Source organism: Nonomuraea sp. NPDC049725 (assembly GCF_040674795.1).
Classification (GTDB): domain Bacteria; phylum Actinomycetota; class Actinomycetes; order Streptosporangiales; family Streptosporangiaceae; genus Nonomuraea; species Nonomuraea ceibae.
This window is the reverse complement of sequence record NZ_JBFANJ010000018.1, coordinates 135,840-154,643: the sequence shown is the minus strand read 5'-3', so window position 1 is coordinate 154,643 and position 18,804 is coordinate 135,840. Positions and strand designations below refer to the sequence as shown.

The following is an 18,804-nucleotide window of genomic DNA, read 5'->3' as shown; positions in this document are numbered from 1 at the left end:
GCTCTGGACAAGGGGGGCGTTACGTGATCTGACGGAGAGAGAGGCCGACGATCACGAACAGGAGCACCTGGACATGAGCGACACGCCGCGACTGCACACCGCCGGAACCGACGTACTGGACCGGGCGCGCGCGTTGCGCCCGCTGATCGAGCGTGACGCCGCTGCGGCCGAGGCGCAGGGGAAGCTCACGGAACCGGTCGTGGACGCCCTCCACGAAGCAGGACTTTTCGGGATCTGGGTGCCCGTGCCGCTCGGCGGCGCGGAACTGTCCCCCCGCGAGCTGCTCGACGTGTTCGCCGAGCTCTCCTACGCCGACCCGTCGACGGGCTGGGTCGTCATGGCCACCACGCTGGAGAACGGCACGGCGGGCGCCTACCTGGGCGACGAGGCCGTGGAGCGGATCTTCAAGGGTCCCCGGATGCCGCTCTTCGCGGGCCAGGGCACCCGGCCGGGCGCGGCCGTGCGCGAGGACGGCGGGTTCCGGCTGAGCGGCCGGTGGAGCTTCGCCTCGGGCATGCGGCACGCCCAGTACGTGCACAGCCTGGGCGCCGTCGAGGGCACCGACGAGGTGCGCATCTTCATCACGCCGATCGAGGACGCCGAGCAGCTCGGCAACTGGGACGTGCTGGGGCTGCGCGCGACGGGCAGCATCGACTACGCCATCGACGGCGCCTTCGTGCCGGAGTCGCAGACGCACCTCTTCACGCAGAGCGAGCCGCTGCGCGGCGGCGCCCTCTATCGGCTGGGCCTGCTCGACCAGGCGCTGATCTGCCATTCGGGCTGGGCGCTCGGCGTCGGCCGCCGCCTGCTGGACGAGCTGATCGGCTACGCCGGGGCGCGGGCCGGGCGGCCCGGCCAGATCGCGGGCAGCGACGCCTTCCACGCCGACTTCGCCAGGACCGAGGCCGCGTACCGGGCCGCGAAGGCGCTGGTGCACGAGACGTGGGCCGACGCCGAACGCACGCTGGACTCGGGCGGGACGCTCGACGTGCGCCAGGAGACGATGGTGCGGCTCGCGCTCAACCACGTCACCTCGACGGTCGCCGAGGTGGCCCGGTTCGTCTACGCGTCGGGCGGCACCTCGGCCCTGCGCGACGGGCTGGTCCAGCGGCTGTTCAGGGACGTGCACGCCGGCACGGCGCACATCACCTCGGGCCCGCAGGTGCTGCGCGAGTGCGGGCGCGAGCTGGCCGGCCTGGCCCCGGGCGAGTCGTGGGTGATCTTCGCACTGGAGCCGTGAGACCGGTTCCGGAGGTCAGCGGAGGGTGGCGGTGAACGTGCGGCCGTAGGCGTGGCGGGTGGCCGCCCGCACGAGCGTGCCGCCGGGCACCCGTCGCACCGTGACGCCCTCGTCGGCGGTGACCAGCCGCAGCGGCCGGCCATGGATGACGACGGAGACGCTGTCGCGCTTCATCGTCGGGTCCGACAGGGCGACCGTCGTACGGCTGCCACGCCGGACGATCACGGACGCGGGGCCGTCCACGACCAGGCGCTCGGCGTGGCGGGGGCCGTCGGCGAACACGTTGGCCGCGACGAGGCCGAGCCCCTCGTGCTTGACCGCCTGCACGTGCCGGTCGTTGACCAGCACCTCCGGAGGCGCGTAGCCGCGCACGCGGGCCTCGGTCGCGTTCGGCACCAGCGCGTACGCGACGGCCGGGACGCCGCCGTCGGCAGGATGGGTGATCGAGGCGGTGAACACGTTCTTGGCCACCGCCGTGTCCGGGTTGGACGCGCGGACCACCCGGCGGCTGCGCGTCACCGTCTCCAGCCCGGCGGCGACCGGCTGCCTGGTGAGGAAGGCGTAGCCGATCGCGGTGCCCCGGGCGGCGTTGGCGTAACGCAGCCAGCGCGGCGGCGTCGCGGCGCCCGGCTGCCAGGCGCCGCCGTCCCAGCCCTCGCCGGTGAGCGCGACGGTGTCGCCAGGGGCGGCGATGCGGCTGTCGACCGTGGTCACCGCGTCGCGCCCGCCCTGGCCCGAGACGCCCGCCACCAGCACCACGACCTCGTCGTCCAGCATGAACCACGACTTGGTCGCCCGCGCGTTGCGGTAGGCGACGAAGTCGGCGGGCAGCACGCCCTCCTGCTTGGCGGTGTAGGCCACGTCGTCCGACTGCACCATGCCCGCCACGCCGTACGCCCCCAGCGTGGCCCCGCCGGAGAACGCGTTGCCGCCGCGCGGGAAGTACACGTAGGTGTTCTGCGACTCCGACGACGAGGTGAAGCCGAGCGGGTGCCCCGGGTTCTCGTACCAGAACCGCCCGTACAGGTCGGGCACCGTCCGCCGCTCCTCCACCGGCGCGGTGACCCCGGCCAGCCGGTACGGGGAGACGGCCGTGTAGTAGTCGACGCCGAACACCTCCCGCTGGTCCTCGCCCGCGAGGTAGAGGTAGTAGGCGCCGTCGCCCTGGAACCAGGGCATCAGGTTCTCGCCGTTCATGTACTCGTACTTGCTGATCCGCTCCGAGCTGCGCGCCAGCGCGAACGCGTAGCCGGGGCGGCGGTGGACGGCGCGGTCCATGGCGTTGAACGCCACCGAGCGCTCCGGCGCGTTCAGGTCGGCGGCGGGGACGGCGGTGTCGGCGCGGATGTCGGCGTAACGGGCCAGGCTCACCGGCGAGACGAACGCGGCGGTGTCGGCGGCCGGGAGGTGGCGGACGTACTTCTTCAGCGCGAGCGCCTCGGCGGCCCCGACGTGGCCGGTCAGGTCGGCGATGGCCTCCACGATCACGCCGACGTCGGTGTAGCCGGTGGTGGTGCGCGACACCGCCCGCCCCTTGACGATCTCCATCATCCAGCCCTCGAAGATCAGCGGGGCGAACCCGTCGGCCACCCACCGGTACACCACCTGGGCCAGCCCGGCCCCGCCGTCGCCGGTCGCGCCCTCCAGCATCTTGAGCGTCTGCACCACGCGGGTGAGCAGGATGCGGCCGTAGGAGCCGGTGTAGGCGACCGAATGGTGCTGGATGAACGAGCCGTCACGGTAGTAGCCGTCGGTGACGCCGTGCTTGAGGTCGTACGGGTCGATCGTGGCGAAGACCGTGGCCTGGTCGGCGACGGCCTTGCCGACGCGGGCGTCGTCGCCGGTGAGCGCGCCCTGGAGGATGCGGTTGGCGGTGATGTCGGCCAGGTTCGCGCCGGTGTGGAAACGCGAGTCGAGGTCGACGTCGCCGTTCTTGCCGTTGCGCAGGTAGGCGTCCATCGTCGGGAGGTACGTGGCGGTCAGGTCGCCGCGCACGGCTTCGGGCAGCAGCACCAGCGTCCGGGTGACGTGGGTCGGGATGCCGATCTCCCAGTTGTGCCAGTTGCCGTAGTAGCCGGCCGCCTGGTCGCCGAAGTGGCGCTCGTGCAACCAGCGCAGGCCGTCGGCGACGCGGCGCTGCGCCGTGGCGTCCCCGTCGAGCTCGCCGCCCGGGGTGCGGGTCGCGAGCGCGATCTCGTACAGATACTGGTACGCCTGCCGCAGGTTGACGTCGTTCGAGCCAAGCGCGAGACCGGCGAACAGCTCGCCGTCGCCCGCCTGGTCCATCGCGGTCAGCCGCTGCGCGGCGGTCCTGACGATCGCGGCGACCTTGCCCGCGACCTCGGGCCGGGCGTTGACGTCCGGGGTGCCGGCGAAGATCGACACGGTGTTGGCCAGCAGCCGCGCGTGATCCGTCCCGGCGAGGGCCGACACGGCGGAGGCACGCGCGGGAGAGCTCAGGGAGAGGAGGCCGGCGGCGGGGAGCAGGGAGAGAACCTGGCGGCGGGACATGTGCGGCACGGCGGGCTCCAGGCCGTTGGTGGATATGCCGCGCTCACCATACATGATCTACATTTGCCCGCCCAGGAGCGGCAGGCATGGAGCCAGCCCGTGCACCTCGACGGGGACGGTGCGGTGGCGGTCCCAGTCGTCCCTGGTCAGGCGCAGCCGTTCCTCCATGACCAGCCGCCCGTCGAGCGCGTGCCGCTGGTGGCCGTCGTGCCGGTAGCCGAGCTTGCGGGAGACGGCCAGCGAGGCGGCGTTGTGCGCGAGCGCGCCCGACAGGGCCTCCTCGGCGTCCAGACCGGCGAACGCCAGGTGGAGCACCGCCGCGCGCATCTCGGTGCCGATCCCCTGCCCCTGGTGGCGCCGGCCCAGCCAGGACGTGGTCCGCACCTGCCGCGTCACGCTCAGCTCGCGCGCCGCGAGCACCTGCAGCCCGACCACCGTGCCGGAACGGAACACGGCCAGGTTGAGCGTCCAGTCGCGCGGCGTCCAGGTGCCCAGCAGCTGCCAGTGGCGCTGGATCACGCTGCGGGCGGCCTCGGCCGGCGGCGCGTCGGTCCAGCGCACGAGGAACGGCGAGTCGCCCGCGTCATGGATGCCCTCGGCGGCCACGTCGGCCTGCTCGGCCAGTTCCTCCGGCGAGGGCAGCCGGAGCTCCAGTCGCGGCGTCGTCAGCCGCAGCCCGACAAGCGGGAAATGATCAATCAGCATGGAGCCATCATGCGCCCAGTGCCGAGAAGAGGTCGTTGACCCAGCCGGCGACCATCGCCGGCTCGGTGATCAGGGCATACACCATGATCCCGGACACCACGATCGCTGGCACGAGCACCACGTAGCCGAGGATCAGCCCGGCCACCGCCAGGCCGTGCCCGCCCCTGAGCCCCGGCCGCGTCTTGCCAGTGGCCGCGTGCCCCAGCACGATGGCCACGATCGACGGGATGCCGAACAGGCACCCGCAGCCGATCAGCCCGATGATCCCGAACACGAGGCTGGCGGTGGCGAGTCCCGACGTCGGCGCCTGCCGGCCGTGCGGATCGCCCTCGTAGACGGAACTCATGCGGCCTCCGATCAGGAATGACCATCAGGCCGCCAGAGTCCACCACTTCGGGCACCCGTGCAAGAGCCCGCCGCGAGCGCGGCACCGGCTCCGTCAGCCCTGCTCGGCCTGCTCGGCCCGCTGCGCGTCCTTGGCTCCGAAGGCGTACGAGAGCGCGACGCCGAAGCAGAGGGCCAGCGACACGCCGAGCAGGAGGTCACCGATGGTGGTGCCGAAGCCGAGGCCGATCGCCGTGCCGGCCGCCATGCCGAGCTTCCAGTTGGGGGAGGTGGTCTGCTTGTTCGTCATGCCCATATCCTCGCCCGGCGCGCAGTCCCGGAAATAGATCACGCTGTCACCGGCTGCGAATGACAACTGTCATCCCGTGGACTCTCGCGTATGGGATTGAGCGGGGTGTGCATGGACCGTCTCATCCCGGGTGCGTCATGATTCCAGCATGCTCGTTCTGCCTCTCCTCGCTCTCGTGCTGCACGGCGCCCTCGCGGGCCTCTTCTACGCCTTCTCCATGTCCGTCATGCCGGCGCTCAACGCCGTCGAGCCCGCGCAGGCCGAAACGGTGATGCGCAGCATCAACCGCAAGATCCTCAACCCCTGGCTCTACGTCGCGTTCATCGGGGCGCCGCTGGTGACGCTGGTGGCGGGGCTGCTGGCGGACGGCCCGGCGGCGATGTGGTTCTTCGTCGCCGCCGGGGTGAACTTCGTCGGCTCGTTCCTGGTCACGGCGGGCATCAACGTGCCGATGAACAACGCCGTCGACGCGGGCACGCTGCCGTGGCAGGACTACTCGCCGCGCTGGGTGCTCTGGAACACCGTGCGGGCCGTGGCCTGCTTCGCGAGCCTCGTCCTGGTCGGCGTCGGCCTGGTCAACCTGTGATCAGCGGGCGGCCCACAGCATGCCGCGTTCGATGACGGTGCGGACGCTGTCGTGCCGCAGCACGTCGAGGCTGTGCCCGGGGGTCGCCACGAAGATGCGGCCGTCGCCCCACCGCCGCGTCCAGATCGCCGGCGAGGTGACCTCCCGGTGCCACGGGTCCCATGGCCGGACCCGCTGCGTGGTGGTGGCGAGCACGTCGACGTAGTCGTCCGTCAGCACCCAGTACTGCTCGGTGACCAGGTCGAAGTCCGCAATCCCGGCCGTGATGGGGTGGTCGGCGGCCTCGGGGAGCATGTTCACGGTGTACGGGACGAAGTTGTGCTCCTCGGTGCCCGCGCCTTCCTCGTCCGGGTGCCTGCCCGGGTGGCAGGCGAACTGGCCGCCGATCAGGTGCAGGTAGTCGGAGGAGGCGCGGAAGGAGTCGGCGATGCCGCCGTGCCAGCCCGCCAGCCCGGTCCCGGCGCGGACGGCGGTTTCCAGCCCGCGCAGTTCGTCCGGCTCGATCGTGCCCATCGTGTAGCACTGCACGACGAGATCCACGCCGGACATGAACGACGAATCCGCATAAACGGCCGGCGACTCGGCCCGGTGCACCTCGTACCCGTTCTTCTCCAGGAAGGGGATGAACAGCTCCGTCGCCTCGACCGGCACGTGCCCTGCCCAGCCGCCCCTGACCACCAGTGCTCTCATGCGCCGATCGTCGCACCACCGGCCGCGCCCGGGCGAGAGCAGGAGTGCACCTAGCTGCACCCCCATTCTGAGCCCAGCAGCATTCCGGCCTCCTGACCTGGCCGGTTACCGTCCAGGGGTATCCGGCTGAGGAGGACGAAGGCATGCAGGGCATTCCCACATCATCGGCGGAACGGGCGCCCGCGCCCGACCTGGCTCGCGGGATCATGCTGCTGGCCATCGCGCTCGCGCACGCCCCGCTCTACGTCGAGACGGTCGGCCGGGGGCCCGGCCTGCTCAACGACGTCGTCGGCGTCTTCCACCAGTTCTTCGTCAACAACCACGCCCGGCCGCTGTTCGCGTTCCTGTTCGGCTACGCGCTGGTGCAGTTGTCGCAGCGGCAGGCGGCCCGGGGCGGCGAGCCGGCGGCCGTGCGCAGGCTGCTGCGCCGGCGCGGGTGGTGGCTGGTCGCGATCGGGTTCGCGCACGTGGCGGTGCTCGTGCCGCTCGACATCCTGGCCGTGTACGGGATCACGTCCGTGCTCCTCGCCGGCCTGGTGCGCGCCAAGGACTCGACGCTCCTGGTGACCGCCGGGATCGTCCTGGTGCCCAGCACCGCCCTGGTCGCGCTCGCCATGTGGTTCCCCATGTCGCAGGGCAGGTCCACGTACGAGGCCGGAAGCATCGCCGCCGGGGCCAAGGGGTTCGCCGAGCTGCTCGCGGAACGGCTGACGGCCTGGCCGTTCGCGCTGGTCGCGGGCGTCATCATGGTGGTGCCCGGGGTGCTCGCCGGCGTCTGGGCCGCCCGGCGGCGGCTGCTGGAGGAGCCCGACCGGCCGTTCCTCGTCCGCGCCGCCTGGGTGACGACGGTCGTGTCCGTCGCCGGCGCCCTCCCGGCCGCGCTCATGCAGACCGGGCTCTGGACCGACCCCTCGGCCGCCGCCCTGTGGGCCGCCGCGATCGCCCAGCCGCTCACCGGCTACGCGGGCGGCATCGGCATGGCCGCGATCATCGCCCTCGTCGCCCTGCGGCCCGGCAACGCCGTGTCCACCGCCGTCCAGGCGCTCGGCCAGCGGTCGATGAGCTTCTACCTCTTCCAGTCGATCGTGTTCGTCGCCGTCTTCTTCCCGTACGGGCTCGGCCTCCAGGACGACCTCGGCCTCGCGGGCGCCTCGGGCGTGGCGGTCGCCACCTGGGTGGCGTCGATCGCCGCCGCCGAGCTCATGCGCCGGGCCGGGCACCGCGGCCCCGCCGAGATCCTGCTGCGCCGCCTGGCCTACCGGGCTCCGGCGGCGGCTGCCCGCCCTGATCGAGCAGCCGATCGAGTCTGAGCCGCGAACCCCTGGTCCGCCACCGGATGCCGGCCTGTCAGGGGGTGGTCTGGGGGACGACGCAGTTGTTCTCGGGGGGTGTGCCCAGGGGCCAGGCCACGGTCTTGAGGTGGGGGCGGCCGGTGGCGGCGTCGAGGCGGACGACCGGGAGCGCCTTGTTGTACGGGTTGCCGGCGTTGGTGAGGCAGATCCAGCCGCTGGCTCCCTGGATGCGGTAGGCGGCGTGCAGGCTGGGGAGGCCGTCCTTGATCTGGTCGGTGGTGGGGAGCTCGGTGCCGTAGAGGGCGACGGCCTTGGCCAGTTCGCGGGCGGCGGTGAGGATGACGTCGTGGGTGACGATGGCGCGGCCGTCGGTCAGGTCCACGTTGCCGAGCGCGGCGGCGGACTCGCGGAGCTCCAGCATGGCCTGGCGGGGTTCGGCGAGGTAGCGGGGTACGTCGGGGCCCTGGGCGGTCCAGGCGTCGGGGTGGGCGGGGGCGGCGTACTCGACGGAGACGGCGGGCCTGCCGACGCCGGGGTCGCCGCGGAGCAGGACGCGTTCGGCGTCGCTGAGGCGGCTGGCAAGCGTGGTCGCGTCGGAGCCCGTGATCACGGTGTAGGACTTCTTGCCGGCGCAGTACGTGCCGGCGAGGGTCTTGATGAAGAGCTTCAGGTGGAAGGCCCGGCCGGCGAAGTAGACGAATCGGGCGTTGCACTGGCAGAGGTTGAGCGCGAAGTCGGCGAACTTGTTCGGTGTGATGCCGGCTTCCTCCAGCCCTGGTGAGGCGAAGGTCATGTCCTGCACTCCGGAGCCGGTCCTGCCCCTTCTGGCTTCGGTGAACGCCTGGCGCAGGGAGGCGTTGTAGTTGTCGCCGGGCCGGGTGTCGGCGACGAGCGCGGTCCCGGCGCCGGCGAGGGCGGGGTCGGCGCGGAGCAGGGCGTCGGCCTGCTGCCGGGCGGTCGAGACGACGCGGGTCAGGCCGGGGAACGGGTCCGCCGCCCGGTTCTGTGATTCGGGGTTGGCGAAGTCGCCGGAGGTGACGAGGCCGGCGACGACGGGGATGCCCTGCTGCGCGAGGTGGGCCATCGCGGCGCGGGTGTCGCCGAGGCTCAGGTTGAACCCGGCGACGACGCGCAGCCGGGGTTCGCGGGTGACGAGCTTGTCCACGGCGGCGCGCCAGTGGGCGTAGCCGTTCCCGGGGTTGGCCAGGACGAGGCGGATGGGCGGCTTGGCGGATTCGGGGCCGTTGACGCGGAGCTGGGCCAGGTAGGCGCCTTGCACCTCGCTGAGGATCTGCTCGCGTACGGCCGGGATGCCGGACTCCATCGGGATCATCAGCGCGACGGTCGCGTGCTCGGCGGTCGCGATCCGTTCGTTCTCCGCCTCGATCCTGCCGAACACCTCGCGCATGCCCTTGACGGCGGGCATGAACACGTCGGTGCCGTCGGAGACGCCCACGCATTCGGCGCCGATCAGCTCCAGCCCTTCGCCGCAGCTCTCGGGCCCGGACACGACGAACGCGCCGTAGCCGAGCAGGGCCGCCCCGGCCAGCGCGACGGTCGCGGCGGTGACCGGGCCGGTGCGGCCGACGCGCTGCTTTCTGGCGGGGGCGCCGGCGCCGAGCGTCACCCGCAGCAGCCTGCTGGGCAGCGGCACGTCGCGGTCGCGGCTGCGTTCCTCGGCGACCTCGCGCCGCCGCGCGAACAGCGCGGGAACGGCCTCGGCCAGCGCGTCGGCCGCGACGGGCTCGTTGTCGCCGCGCGGCGGCGGCGCCCCGCCGGGCGCCGAGGTGGCGATGACGACGGGGTGCACGCGCAGGCCGCGTGACTTGCCGTCGTAGGCGGCGAGCAGCGTGTCCCTGATCACGCGCCGGGCGGGCACCCGGTCCACGGCCGGCAGCAGCACGACGGGCCGGCGCGCCCGGTTGAGCCGGCGGAAGAGCCCGTAGTGGGCGTCGATGTCGGCCAGCATCGCGTCGACCAGCAGGAGCTCCTGCTCGTGCGCCTCCTTCTTCCGCCAGGTGGCCAGCTCGCGGATGAGCACCCGGGTGGTGCGCAGCGGCCGGGTGCCGAACCCCTTGGTGCGGTACCAGCGCACGGTGCGGAAGTGCGGGAACCGGAACGCCCCCGCCACCCGCAGCACGAACCCCACCAGCCCGCCGAGCTGCTGTTCCACGTACGGGTCGCGGGTCAGCCCGCCGAAGCGCTGGCGCACCCGGCGCAGCACGTCACGCCGGGCCTCGCCGATCGCCTGCTTGACCCGTTCCTCCAGCTCGGCGTTGAGGTCGGCCTTGGTGCGCCGCGACTCGTCCGGCTCCCAGGCGACGAGCACCGTGTAGGCGACGGCGAACCGGGGAACACGATCGGGAGGTGGTAGGCGGGCCGCCCGTCGTAGCCGCAGCCCTGGGCGATGTCGAGCAGCTCGTCGGCGACCTGCTTGGGCGCGGCGGGCACGTCGGCCGGCTCGTTGACGGGCGCGACGCCCGAGTAGGACCGGTGGAACTCCTCCAGCCACGCCCGGGTCTCGGCCTCGCCGCCCTCGATCTGGAGCACCAGGGGGCCGGTACGCCTGCCGTACCGGATCCTGCCGCGCCGGAGGCGGTCCCTGATCGCGAGCTCCGCCAGCACCTCTTGCAGTTCCACCGCCGCCCCCGTGGAGCCCTCGACATGTGCAGGTGGTGAGGACTGTAAAGGCTTCGAAGGTCACCCGCCGGAAATCGGGAAAACAGCCGTCGGCGAACCGGGGCGTGCGAGTGCTCGTTTGGGATTAGGCTCGGCTGTATCCCGGATCACATGAAGGCATCCCCTCATATGGCACGTTTTGGCGATAATCAGCCAGATAACCGAAGACGGTGGGAGCGCATCGGAGAGCCGATGATCGCGGCCGTCGTGGGCACCGTCCTGGGCTTCCTTCTTCAGCCGCTCATCAATTTCTACGACACGCTGCCGCCCTATGTGTCCCTGTTGACGATCGGCGGCGTCGCGCTCTTTTTTCTTGCCATATCTCTCATTAGAGTCATTCCGATATTCGTCAGGCGGCATTCACGCATCGCGTCGGGCGTGCTGGTGGCACTCACCGGCCTGTGGGCAGGCTTCCTGATCAGCCCGGAGCCCGAGCGCGCCTGCCCCGCCCCGACCGAGCTGCGGCTGATCACCGCCCCCGAGAACCTGGCCGGGCTCGACCGGCTCACCAGGCAGTACGTGCACGACAACCGCGACGCCGAGGGATGCCCGGCCGTCCACATGACGGTGGCCGCCGCGCCTCCCCCGATCCACCTGCGTGACGCGTTCGCCAACAACTGGGAGCGCGTCGAGGACCGGCGAGGCCGCCCGTACGCCCGCCTGTACGACCTCCAGCCGGACGCCTGGGTGGCCACCTCCTCGACCGGGCCCGACGAGCTGCGCGGCGACGGCGTCCCCTGGCTGGGCGACGGCGGCTCCGACCTCGTCGTCGGCCAGGACGAGCTGGTCCTGGCGATGACCGAGAGCCGCCGCGAGGAGCTGCTGGACCACCAGAAGTACCCCGACCGCTACCCCCTGTCCGAGGTGTGGGCGACGCTGCGCGACAAGATGGGCATGACGATCGCCCGGCCGTTCCCCGAGACCTCGATGAGCGCGCTGATCGGCACCGACGACCTGGTCCGCGGGCTGAAGCTCTCGCCCGGCGCGTACGAGAAGCTGGAGAACGAGCTCGTCGCCGAAGGGCTCGGCGCCGACACCGTCACCGCGCTGCTGTGCGAGTTCAGCCGGCTGTCGGCGCCCAACGCCGCCGCGCGGGAGCTGCCCGGCGGGCCGAAGATCGCCCTGCTCGTCCCCAGCCACAGCGTCGACGACTACAACGCGGGCCGGGTGCCCGGCTGCGCGGGCACCGGCGGCGGCGAACGGCTCATCGCGGTCCACCACCCGGCGTTCAGCAAGCTCGAATACCACTACGTCGGCGTGAGCCTGCGCGGCCAGGCGTCCAAGGGGCGGCAGGAGCTCGTCCGGAAGTTCGGCGAATGGCTCAAGGCGCGGCAGCTCTTCCCCGGCACCCAGGTGGCGGGCACGGTCAAGGCCGACAAGGGCCGGCTCGCCCAGCTGGAGACCCGGCTGCTCGACCACCTGCGGCCCGAGCTCGACCTGCGGCTGCTCGTCGACACCTCCGGCTCGGCGGACCGGCCCGTACGGGTCCAGGCCGCCGAGGCGCTGCGCGGCCAGAGCCGCATCCTTGGCCCGCGCGACCACGTCGAGGTGCTCGCGCTGGGCAGCCCGGCGGCCGGCGGCCGGGCGGACGTGACCGCGATCGCCGCCCAGAGCACGCGCAAGCAGCTCGGCGCCGTCTCCGCCATGATCGAGGACACCCCGTTCGACCGGTGGGACGCGCCCGTCTCCGCCGCGCTCCGCAGGCTCGGTGACCGGGGCACGTCGGCGGCCTCGCCCGTCGTGCTGCTCACCGACGGCCGCCTGTTCGACGACGAGAACGGCGACGGCGCGGCCCTGGCCATCGGCAGGGCGCTCCAGGACGCCTCCTCGGTCTCCGGCCTGTACGTGGTCGTCTTCGGACAGAACCGGTGCGCGGTGCCGGAGCTGATCGGCACCGGCAAGCCGTACCACTGCGTGCTGGCGGGCGACCGGGTGACGGAGACGATCACCCGGGCGATCATCACGGTTCGGAGCTGGCGATGAGAAGCGAGGACCTGCGCCCCTTCGCGGTGCTGTTCGCGTGCGCGCTCGTGGTGGCGTTCACGATGCGGGTGTTCTGGCCCTCGGGCGCCGCGCCGCCCGCCGCCAAGCCGACGCCGCCCGTCACGCCCGTCCCGGTGCCGACGACGGCCCCCGCCGACTGCGGCGACGAGGGCGCCCTGCTCGTGGCCACCGGCGACGACATCAGCACCGGCAGCGTCCGGCGCGAGAAGTTCGACGAGTGGAACCGCGTCAGGAAGCCGCCCGGCCATCCGCCCGCCAAGCTCCTGGAGCTGTCCGGCAGCACCGACGTGCGGCGCGCCCAGATGGCCGCGCTGGCCCAGGCCGGCAGCTGCCAGTATCACGTGCTCGTGCTCGACCTGGCGTGGGTGGCCGAGTTCGCCAGGCACGGCTACATCCGGCCGATCGACCTGGACGACCCCGGCACGTTCCTGCCCGGCCCGCTGCGGGCGGCCCAGATCGACGGGAAGCAGTACGGTGTGCCGTTCGCCGCCGACGCGCCGCTGGAGTATCGCCGGACCGATGTGACCTCCGGCGGCTACCTGCTGCAGCTCGGCGACAAGGAGGCCGGCACGATCAACTTCCTGGAGACGATCGAGTTCGGCGGCGGGCGGGTGCTCGACGGCGCCGAGCGCACCGGCGTCGTCCTCGACGAGGCGAGCTGGGGAGCGCTGAAGTCGCCCACCCGCAAGGCGTTCGGCACCGGCGCCGACGTGCCCGTGCTGCGCGAGTCCCTCCACCTGGACGAGGACGCGAGCACCACCGCGTTCAAGGACGGCTGGGTCGGCGTCCGGCCCGTCTCCTACATGCGCAACTGGCCGATCGCCTACCACCAGCTCGCGGCCGACCCGCGCATACGCGACGAGCACGGCAAGCTGCGCTTCCAGGTGCACGCCCCGCCGGGGCGCGGCGGCGTCCTCGGCGGCTCGGTGCTGGCCATCTCCGCGCACATCCCCCCGGACAAGCTGCAACCGGCCAAACACCTCATCGAGCACCTCACCGGTGACGAGGTGCAGTCCCACCTGTTCGCCTGCGGCGGCTACGGGCCGGTGCTGGCCTCGGTCTACGACGGCTTCCAGGCGGGCCGCGGTGCGCCGTGCCGGTACGAGGGCGGCGCGGAGATCATCGCACCGACCGCGCAGGAGCTCGCCCAGCTCGCCGCCGCGACCAGGCAGTCGGTCGAGCGGGCCGAGCCGAGACCCAAATCGCCCTACTACGCCCAGTTCAGCGAGTCGTTCCGGCGGTGCGCGCGCGGCGTGTGGGAGCAGCAGGTGGTACGCGACACGTTCCTGTCGTCGGCTGACATGCTGCGGGAGGCTCTGGACGGCAGGGTCACCGGCGACAGCCCGGCCTGCTGACCGGGCCGCCTTCGTCAGCGCCGGACGTCCTCCGCCGGGCAGGTCACGCGCGTGTTCCACGGCTCGAACGGGCCCTTGGGATTGCGCTTGAACAGCCAGACGTGCAGGTCGTAGTGGATCGCCATGCCGTCCTCGTGCGGCTCCATCGGCCCCTGGAACGGGCGGCCGAGCAGCCGGGGGCGGTCGTCGGCCGTCGCGATGAGCTGGTCGCGGTCGTTCTTGAAATACTCGACCGCCCCCAGCCTCCGCCCGCCGCGCCCGTCCGGGACGTAGACCAGCACCTCCGGCCGGTAGAGGTCGATGTCCTGGTCCCCGGCCAGCGCGGGGTTGACGTAGTGATAGCCCATCCCGCCGAGCCGCCTGCCGCTCGCGTCCTTGTACGGATGCTCCGCGCAGTTGTCCGTGGGCCGATAGCCGTACCGCTCGGCGACCCGGGGATCGCGGAACTTGGCCATCGCCCGCCGCAGCCGATCCAGCCGATCCAGCCGATCGGACCGGCCGGTGCGGCGGGCGCGGCCGGTGCGGAGTTTCGGCTCCGGCGGCTGGGTGAATGCGGCGCGCTCCGGTTTCACGGTGTCCGCGGTGTGCGCGGTGGCGGCGGGCGGGGGAAGGAATACCGGCCCCGCGCAGGCGGCAGCGAGCAGCGCGGCTGCGATTCTTCTCATGCCCGTTGTTCTCTGCCACGGGTCCGCCCGGCAAACGCATGCCCCGGGTAAAAGAGGGCGCCCGGCGATTATATCGGGGGAATTTATTCCGATTTATAGGCGTTGCGGCGACCCCCGAAGAGGCCGCCGCAACACCCTTCCACCCCCCAGCCACCGAGCGTCCAGCAGAACGCCACAGGAAATTCCGCGAACGCTGCGAATGGCGGCTGACAAACGCTAGATCAGCGCCGTCTTCATGAAGCTTCGGCCCCAACAAAGCGCCTGTCAAGCCTGAAATTCCCCGTAATCATCCCGCTACAGAATGTTTCGGAAATTCCGCTGACCGGGGGAAAACACCGGAACGGAAACATGAATCATTCAATCGGCTGGGCCGCCCACGGGGACGAAGCCGGTGCCCGCCCGATAGTTGGGCGACTGGTGACGGAAGTACGTGTTGTACACCTGGCAGTAGCGGCCACCCCGCGCCAGCAGCGTCGCGTGGTCGCCCTCCTCGACGATCCGGCCGTGGTCGAGCACGATGATGCGGTCGACGTGCTCGATCGTCGACAGCCGGTGCGCGATCACGATCGACGTACGGCCCGCCAGCACCAGGTCCAAGCCCTCCTGGATCTGCGCCTCCGTCAACGGGTCGACGCTGGCCGTGGCCTCGTCGAGCACCACGATCGCCGGATCCTGCACGAGCAGCCTGGCCAGGGCGACGAGCTGGCGCTGGCCCATCGACAGGGCGCTGCCGTGCTCGCCCACGTCGGTCCGCAGCCCGTGCGGCAGCGCGTCCACCCAGTCGCCGCCGCCCACCGCCGTCGCCGCGGCCAGCACCTCCTCGTCGGTCGCCGCCGGCCTCGGATAGCGGATGTTGTCGGCCACCGTGCCGCTGAACAGGAACGGAGCCTGCGGGACCGCACCGATCTGCCTGCGGTAGACGGGCAGGTCGAGGCTGCGGATGTCCCGCCCGTCGATCAGCAGCTCACCCGCCTGGAACTCGTAGAACCGGGTGATCAGCTTGCTCAGCGTCGACTTGCCCGCGCCCGTGTGGCCCACCAGCGCCACCGTCTCGCCGGCCTCGATCACCAGGTCGAAGTCCCGCAGCACCGGGTGGGCGGCGTCGTAGCCGAACGTCACCTTCCGGAACTCGATCCGGCCCGCCAGCCTGCCCGGGTCGTCCGCCGCCGTCTGCACCACCCGGGGCGGCGCGTCGATCAGCGCGAACACCCGCTCCGACGCCGACAGCCCCTGTTGGAACTGCGACCAGAACGCCGCGATCGACGTCAGCGGGAACCAGAAGAGCGACACCCCCTGCAGGAACAGGTACCAGTCACCGGCCGTCAGCCCGCCGCCGAGCACCGCGTCACCGCCGAACTTCACCAGCGCGACCGACGCCAGCCCCGCCACCAGGAACAGCACCGGGAAGATCGCCGAGAACACGAACCCCTGCCGCAGCGTCACCTGATAGCTCTGCCGGTTGATCGGCCGGAACTCGTCGTAGACCTGCTGCTCCTGGCGGAAGTTCTTGGCCACGGCGATGCCGCCCATGGTCTCCTGGAGATTGGCGTTGACCCGGCTCAGCGACCGCTGCGCCTTACGGGTGCTGGCCCGCGCCAACCGCCTGAACAGCAGCGCCAGCCCCATCACGACCGGCACCACCAGCAGCGTCAGCAGCGCCAGCTCCACACTCCGGACGAACAGCAGCACCGTGACGAACCCCACCATCAGCACCTGGCTGATCAGGTCCATCGTCAACGTCGACACCGTCGCGAAGTCGTCGGTGTCGGACGTCACCCGGCTGACGATCTTGCCGGACGGTGTCTCGTCGTAGAACGACAGGTCACGCTCCAGCACCGCGTCGAACGCGTCCTCACGCAGGCGCAGCACCACATCCCCGGTGACCCTGGAGCTGTTGCGCTGCCGTACGTAGTTGAACGCCCAGCCCAGCGCCCCCGCCAGCAGCAGGGCCAGCGTGAGCTGCCAGCCCACCTCGCCGATCGTCCCGTCGCTGATCGCGTCGACGGCCCAGCTCGCCACCAACGGCATCGCCGCCTGCGTCATCGACGTCAGCACGATCATCGTCGCGACCACGAACATCGCGCCCAGCTTGGGGCGGAAGTAGGACAGGATGCGGCGAAGCAGATCCCGGTCGTTGTAGGTGCGGTCGTAGTCCTCGGCCTCAAGGCCGTCCATCAGGAACCCCATCAGCGCTGCCCTCCCCACGCCCCGCCCTGGACGTTCTCAGTCATCCCAGCGGCGTCGACCGATTCGGCAGCGCCGACCGCCTCGGTGGCCCCGACCGCCTCGGAGCCTTCCGCCATCCCGGCCGCTCCGGGCGAGCGGGCCGTACCGGCTGCTCCGGGCGAGTGCGCGGCACCGACCGCTCCGGTTGAGGAGCCCGTATCAGCCGCTTCCGCCGCGTCGTCCGCTTCTGCCGCTCCGGTCGCGTCGGCTGCTGCCGCCTCGGCCGGTCCGGTCGAGCGGGCTGTCTCGGTCGCTCCGGTTGAGCGGGTCGTCCCGGCCGCTCCGGGCGAGGAGGCCGTATCGGCCGCTTCCGCCGTTCCCGTCGGGGAGGCCGTATCGGTCGCTTCGGTCGTCTCGTGGACGGGAGCGTCGTTCACGCCGGCTTCGTCGTAGTGGGAGAAGATCCGCCGGTAGAGGCGGCTGCGCTCGATGAGCTCGTCGTGGGTGCCGTAGTCGACCAGCTCGCCGCGCCTGAGCAGCAGGACCTTGTCGGCCCATCGGATCTGCGAGAGCCGGTGGGTGATGAGCAGCGTGGTGCGCCCGTCGAGGATGCGCCCGATCGCCTGCTGGATCTTGTCCTCGGTGGCGGAGTCGATGGCGCTGGTCGAGTCGTCGAGCACGAGGATCGCCGGGTCGGTCAGCAGCGCCCGCGCGATCGCCAGCCGCTGCCGTTGCCCGCCTGACAGCGTGACGCCCCGCTCGCCGATGACGGTGTCGTAGCCGTCGTCGAGCTCGGCGATGAACTCGGCCGCCTGAGCGTCCTCGGCCGCCCGGACGACGGCCTCGCGGTCGGCCCGCTGCCCGAGGCTGAAGGCGATGTTCTCGGCGACCGAGCGGGAGAACAGCACGATGTCCTGCTCGATCGTGGAGATCTGCGAACGCAGCGAGTCGAGGTCCCAGTCGCGCACGTCGACCCCGTCGACGAGGATGCGCCCCTCGGTGACGTCGTAGATGCGGGGCACCAGCTTCGTCAGCGTGCTCTTGCCGGACCCGGTCTCGCCGACGATGGCCACCGTCTCGCCCGGTTTCACGGTGAACGTCACGCCGCGCAGCACCGGGTCGCCTTCGTCGTGCCCGAAGGTCACGTTCTCGAAGGCGATCTCGCCGGTGATCGGCGCGCTGTGGGCGTCGGCCCGCTGCTCCAGCTCGGTCTCGGAGGTGATGACGTTCAGGATGCGCCGGGACGACACGATGCCGAGCTGCACCAGCGAGAACGTGAAGATCGACATCTGCGTCGGGAATCCCAGCATGGCCAGCAGCCCCATGAACGACACCAGCTCGCCCAGCGTGATCACGCCGGTGCCCTGGAGGTGGAGGCCGTGCCACAGCCCTCCGGCCATCGCGAACGCGAACAGCAGGGTCGGCAGGTAGCGGGCCTGCACCAGCCCGTTGCGTACGAACGAGTCGCGGTAGCGGCGGGCGTTCACCTGGAACCTGCGCCGTTCCTGCCCCTCCTGCGCGGTCACCTTGATGACCTCGATGCCGCGCACGGCCTGGTTGAGCCCGGCGTTGAGGTCGCCGAACTCCTCCCGCATCCGCGTGGCCACCGGGTTGAGCTGCCGCATGTAGTGCCACAGCGCGCCCGCGAACAGCACCGCGAACACCCCCGGCACCAGCAGCAGCCGCGGATCGATCGCGCCGATGAAGAACAGCGGCACCAGCCCGGTGAGCCCGGAGTCGACGATCAGGTCGATCCCCGGCGTGATCATGATGGACAGTTGCCGGATGTCGTTGGCCGCCCGGGCCATGAGATCGCCGACGCGCTGCCGGTTGTGGTAGGTCTGGCTCTTGCCCAGCAGGCTCACGTAGAGCTCGTCACGCGCGTCGCGCTCCAGTCGTTTGGCCAACACCTCGCTCGACAGCCGCGCCACCAGGTCGAACAGTCCCCGCACGGTCACCACGGCCAGCAGTGTGAGCGCGATCATCCCGAGCGCGTGGATCGCCTCGGCCCGCTCCCCCAGCACGGCGTCGAACGCCCCGCCGGTGAACTGCGGCACCATGGCGTTGAGCACCACCATGACCAGCGACCCGCCGAGGAAGCCGAGCAGCTGGAGCGGGTGGCGGCGCAGGTGTGACCACAGCCAGCGCACCGGGCCGCGCCGGTTGTAGCGGGGACCGTCGACGGAGAACTCCGAACTGCTGGTGGTCACGTGCAAGCCCCCCGGCCGCGGAATGGCGGACAACGACCCTGTTTTCTACCACTCGGCACCGACAGAA

At 71.6% G+C, this 18,804-nt stretch carries 15 protein-coding genes; 5 read left to right on the top strand and 10 right to left on the bottom strand.

The window, feature by feature from the left end:
* Positions 1–73 precede the first annotated feature (73 nt).
* On the top strand, positions 74–1,240 hold the full coding sequence (locus AB0J53_RS36555) for an acyl-CoA dehydrogenase family protein (protein ID WP_219500055.1): 1,167 nt from the start codon (positions 74–76) through the stop codon (positions 1,238–1,240).
* 15 nt (positions 1,241–1,255) lie between these two features.
* On the opposite strand, the gene AB0J53_RS36550 is transcribed toward AB0J53_RS36555, so the two are convergent.
* The 4 genes from AB0J53_RS36550 to AB0J53_RS36535 form a co-directional block, all read right to left on the bottom strand.
* Positions 1,256–3,805 (bottom strand): polysaccharide lyase family 8 super-sandwich domain-containing protein, encoded by a 2,550-nt coding sequence (locus AB0J53_RS36550; protein ID WP_364180732.1) that lies wholly within the window; start codon positions 3,803–3,805, stop codon positions 1,256–1,258.
* 3 nt (positions 3,806–3,808) lie between these two features.
* Entirely contained in the window at positions 3,809–4,456 is a 648-nt protein-coding gene (locus tag AB0J53_RS36545) for a GNAT family N-acetyltransferase (RefSeq protein ID WP_364180730.1), read from the bottom strand.
* A 7-nt stretch (positions 4,457–4,463) separates the two neighbouring features.
* Complete coding sequence (locus AB0J53_RS36540) at positions 4,464–4,802, bottom strand: DUF4190 domain-containing protein (protein WP_364180727.1); 339 nt, start codon at positions 4,800–4,802, stop codon at positions 4,464–4,466.
* 93 nt (positions 4,803–4,895) lie between these two features.
* Entirely contained in the window at positions 4,896–5,090 is a 195-nt protein-coding gene (locus AB0J53_RS36535) for a hypothetical protein (RefSeq protein WP_357586009.1), read from the bottom strand.
* Positions 5,091–5,238: 148 nt separating this feature from the next.
* Here AB0J53_RS36535 and AB0J53_RS36530 point away from each other — a divergent pair, with 148 nt between their 5' ends.
* Complete coding sequence (locus AB0J53_RS36530; RefSeq protein ID WP_364180724.1) at positions 5,239–5,676, top strand: anthrone oxygenase family protein; 438 nt, start codon at positions 5,239–5,241, stop codon at positions 5,674–5,676.
* On the opposite strand, the gene AB0J53_RS36525 is transcribed toward AB0J53_RS36530, so the two are convergent.
* A complete protein-coding gene (locus AB0J53_RS36525; RefSeq protein WP_364180722.1) occupies positions 5,677–6,366 on the bottom strand; it encodes a ThuA domain-containing protein in 690 nt (229 codons plus the stop codon).
* 143 nt (positions 6,367–6,509) lie between these two features.
* On the opposite strand from AB0J53_RS36525, the gene AB0J53_RS36520 reads away from it, so the two are divergent.
* Complete coding sequence (locus tag AB0J53_RS36520; protein ID WP_364180720.1) at positions 6,510–7,676, top strand: DUF418 domain-containing protein; 1,167 nt, start codon at positions 6,510–6,512, stop codon at positions 7,674–7,676.
* 37 nt (positions 7,677–7,713) lie between these two features.
* On the opposite strand, the gene AB0J53_RS36515 is transcribed toward AB0J53_RS36520, so the two are convergent.
* Positions 7,714–9,987, bottom strand: coding sequence for a hypothetical protein (locus tag AB0J53_RS36515; RefSeq protein WP_364180718.1), 2,274 nt, complete (start codon positions 9,985–9,987; stop codon positions 7,714–7,716).
* Positions 9,988–10,358: 371 nt separating this feature from the next.
* A complete protein-coding gene (locus tag AB0J53_RS36510) occupies positions 10,359–10,697 on the bottom strand; it encodes a hypothetical protein (protein WP_357586003.1) in 339 nt (112 codons plus the stop codon).
* An 18-nt stretch (positions 10,698–10,715) separates the two neighbouring features.
* Here AB0J53_RS36510 and AB0J53_RS36505 point away from each other — a divergent pair, with 18 nt between their 5' ends.
* Both AB0J53_RS36505 and AB0J53_RS36500 read left to right on the top strand, forming a co-directional pair.
* On the top strand, positions 10,716–12,320 hold the full coding sequence (locus AB0J53_RS36505) for a hypothetical protein (RefSeq protein WP_364180715.1): 1,605 nt from the start codon (positions 10,716–10,718) through the stop codon (positions 12,318–12,320).
* Complete coding sequence (locus AB0J53_RS36500; RefSeq protein ID WP_364180713.1) at positions 12,317–13,696, top strand: hypothetical protein; 1,380 nt, start codon at positions 12,317–12,319, stop codon at positions 13,694–13,696. Before AB0J53_RS36505 ends, AB0J53_RS36500 begins: the two co-directional genes overlap by 4 nt.
* A 14-nt stretch (positions 13,697–13,710) precedes the next feature.
* Here AB0J53_RS36500 and AB0J53_RS36495 read toward each other — a convergent pair whose 3' ends face one another.
* The 3 genes from AB0J53_RS36495 to AB0J53_RS36485 all read right to left on the bottom strand — a co-directional run bounded on the left by AB0J53_RS36495 (position 13,711) and on the right by AB0J53_RS36485 (position 18,737).
* Positions 13,711–14,361 carry a hypothetical protein gene (locus tag AB0J53_RS36495; RefSeq protein ID WP_364180711.1) on the bottom strand — a complete coding sequence of 217 codons (651 nt, stop codon included), beginning with the start codon at positions 14,359–14,361 and terminating at the stop codon, positions 13,711–13,713.
* A 357-nt stretch (positions 14,362–14,718) separates the two neighbouring features.
* On the bottom strand, positions 14,719–16,536 hold the full coding sequence (locus AB0J53_RS36490; protein WP_364180709.1) for an ABC transporter ATP-binding protein: 1,818 nt from the start codon (positions 16,534–16,536) through the stop codon (positions 14,719–14,721).
* An 11-nt stretch (positions 16,537–16,547) separates the two neighbouring features.
* Positions 16,548–18,737 carry an ABC transporter ATP-binding protein gene (locus tag AB0J53_RS36485; RefSeq protein ID WP_364180707.1) on the bottom strand — a complete coding sequence of 730 codons (2,190 nt, stop codon included), beginning with the start codon at positions 18,735–18,737 and terminating at the stop codon, positions 16,548–16,550.
* Positions 18,738–18,804 lie beyond the last annotated feature (67 nt).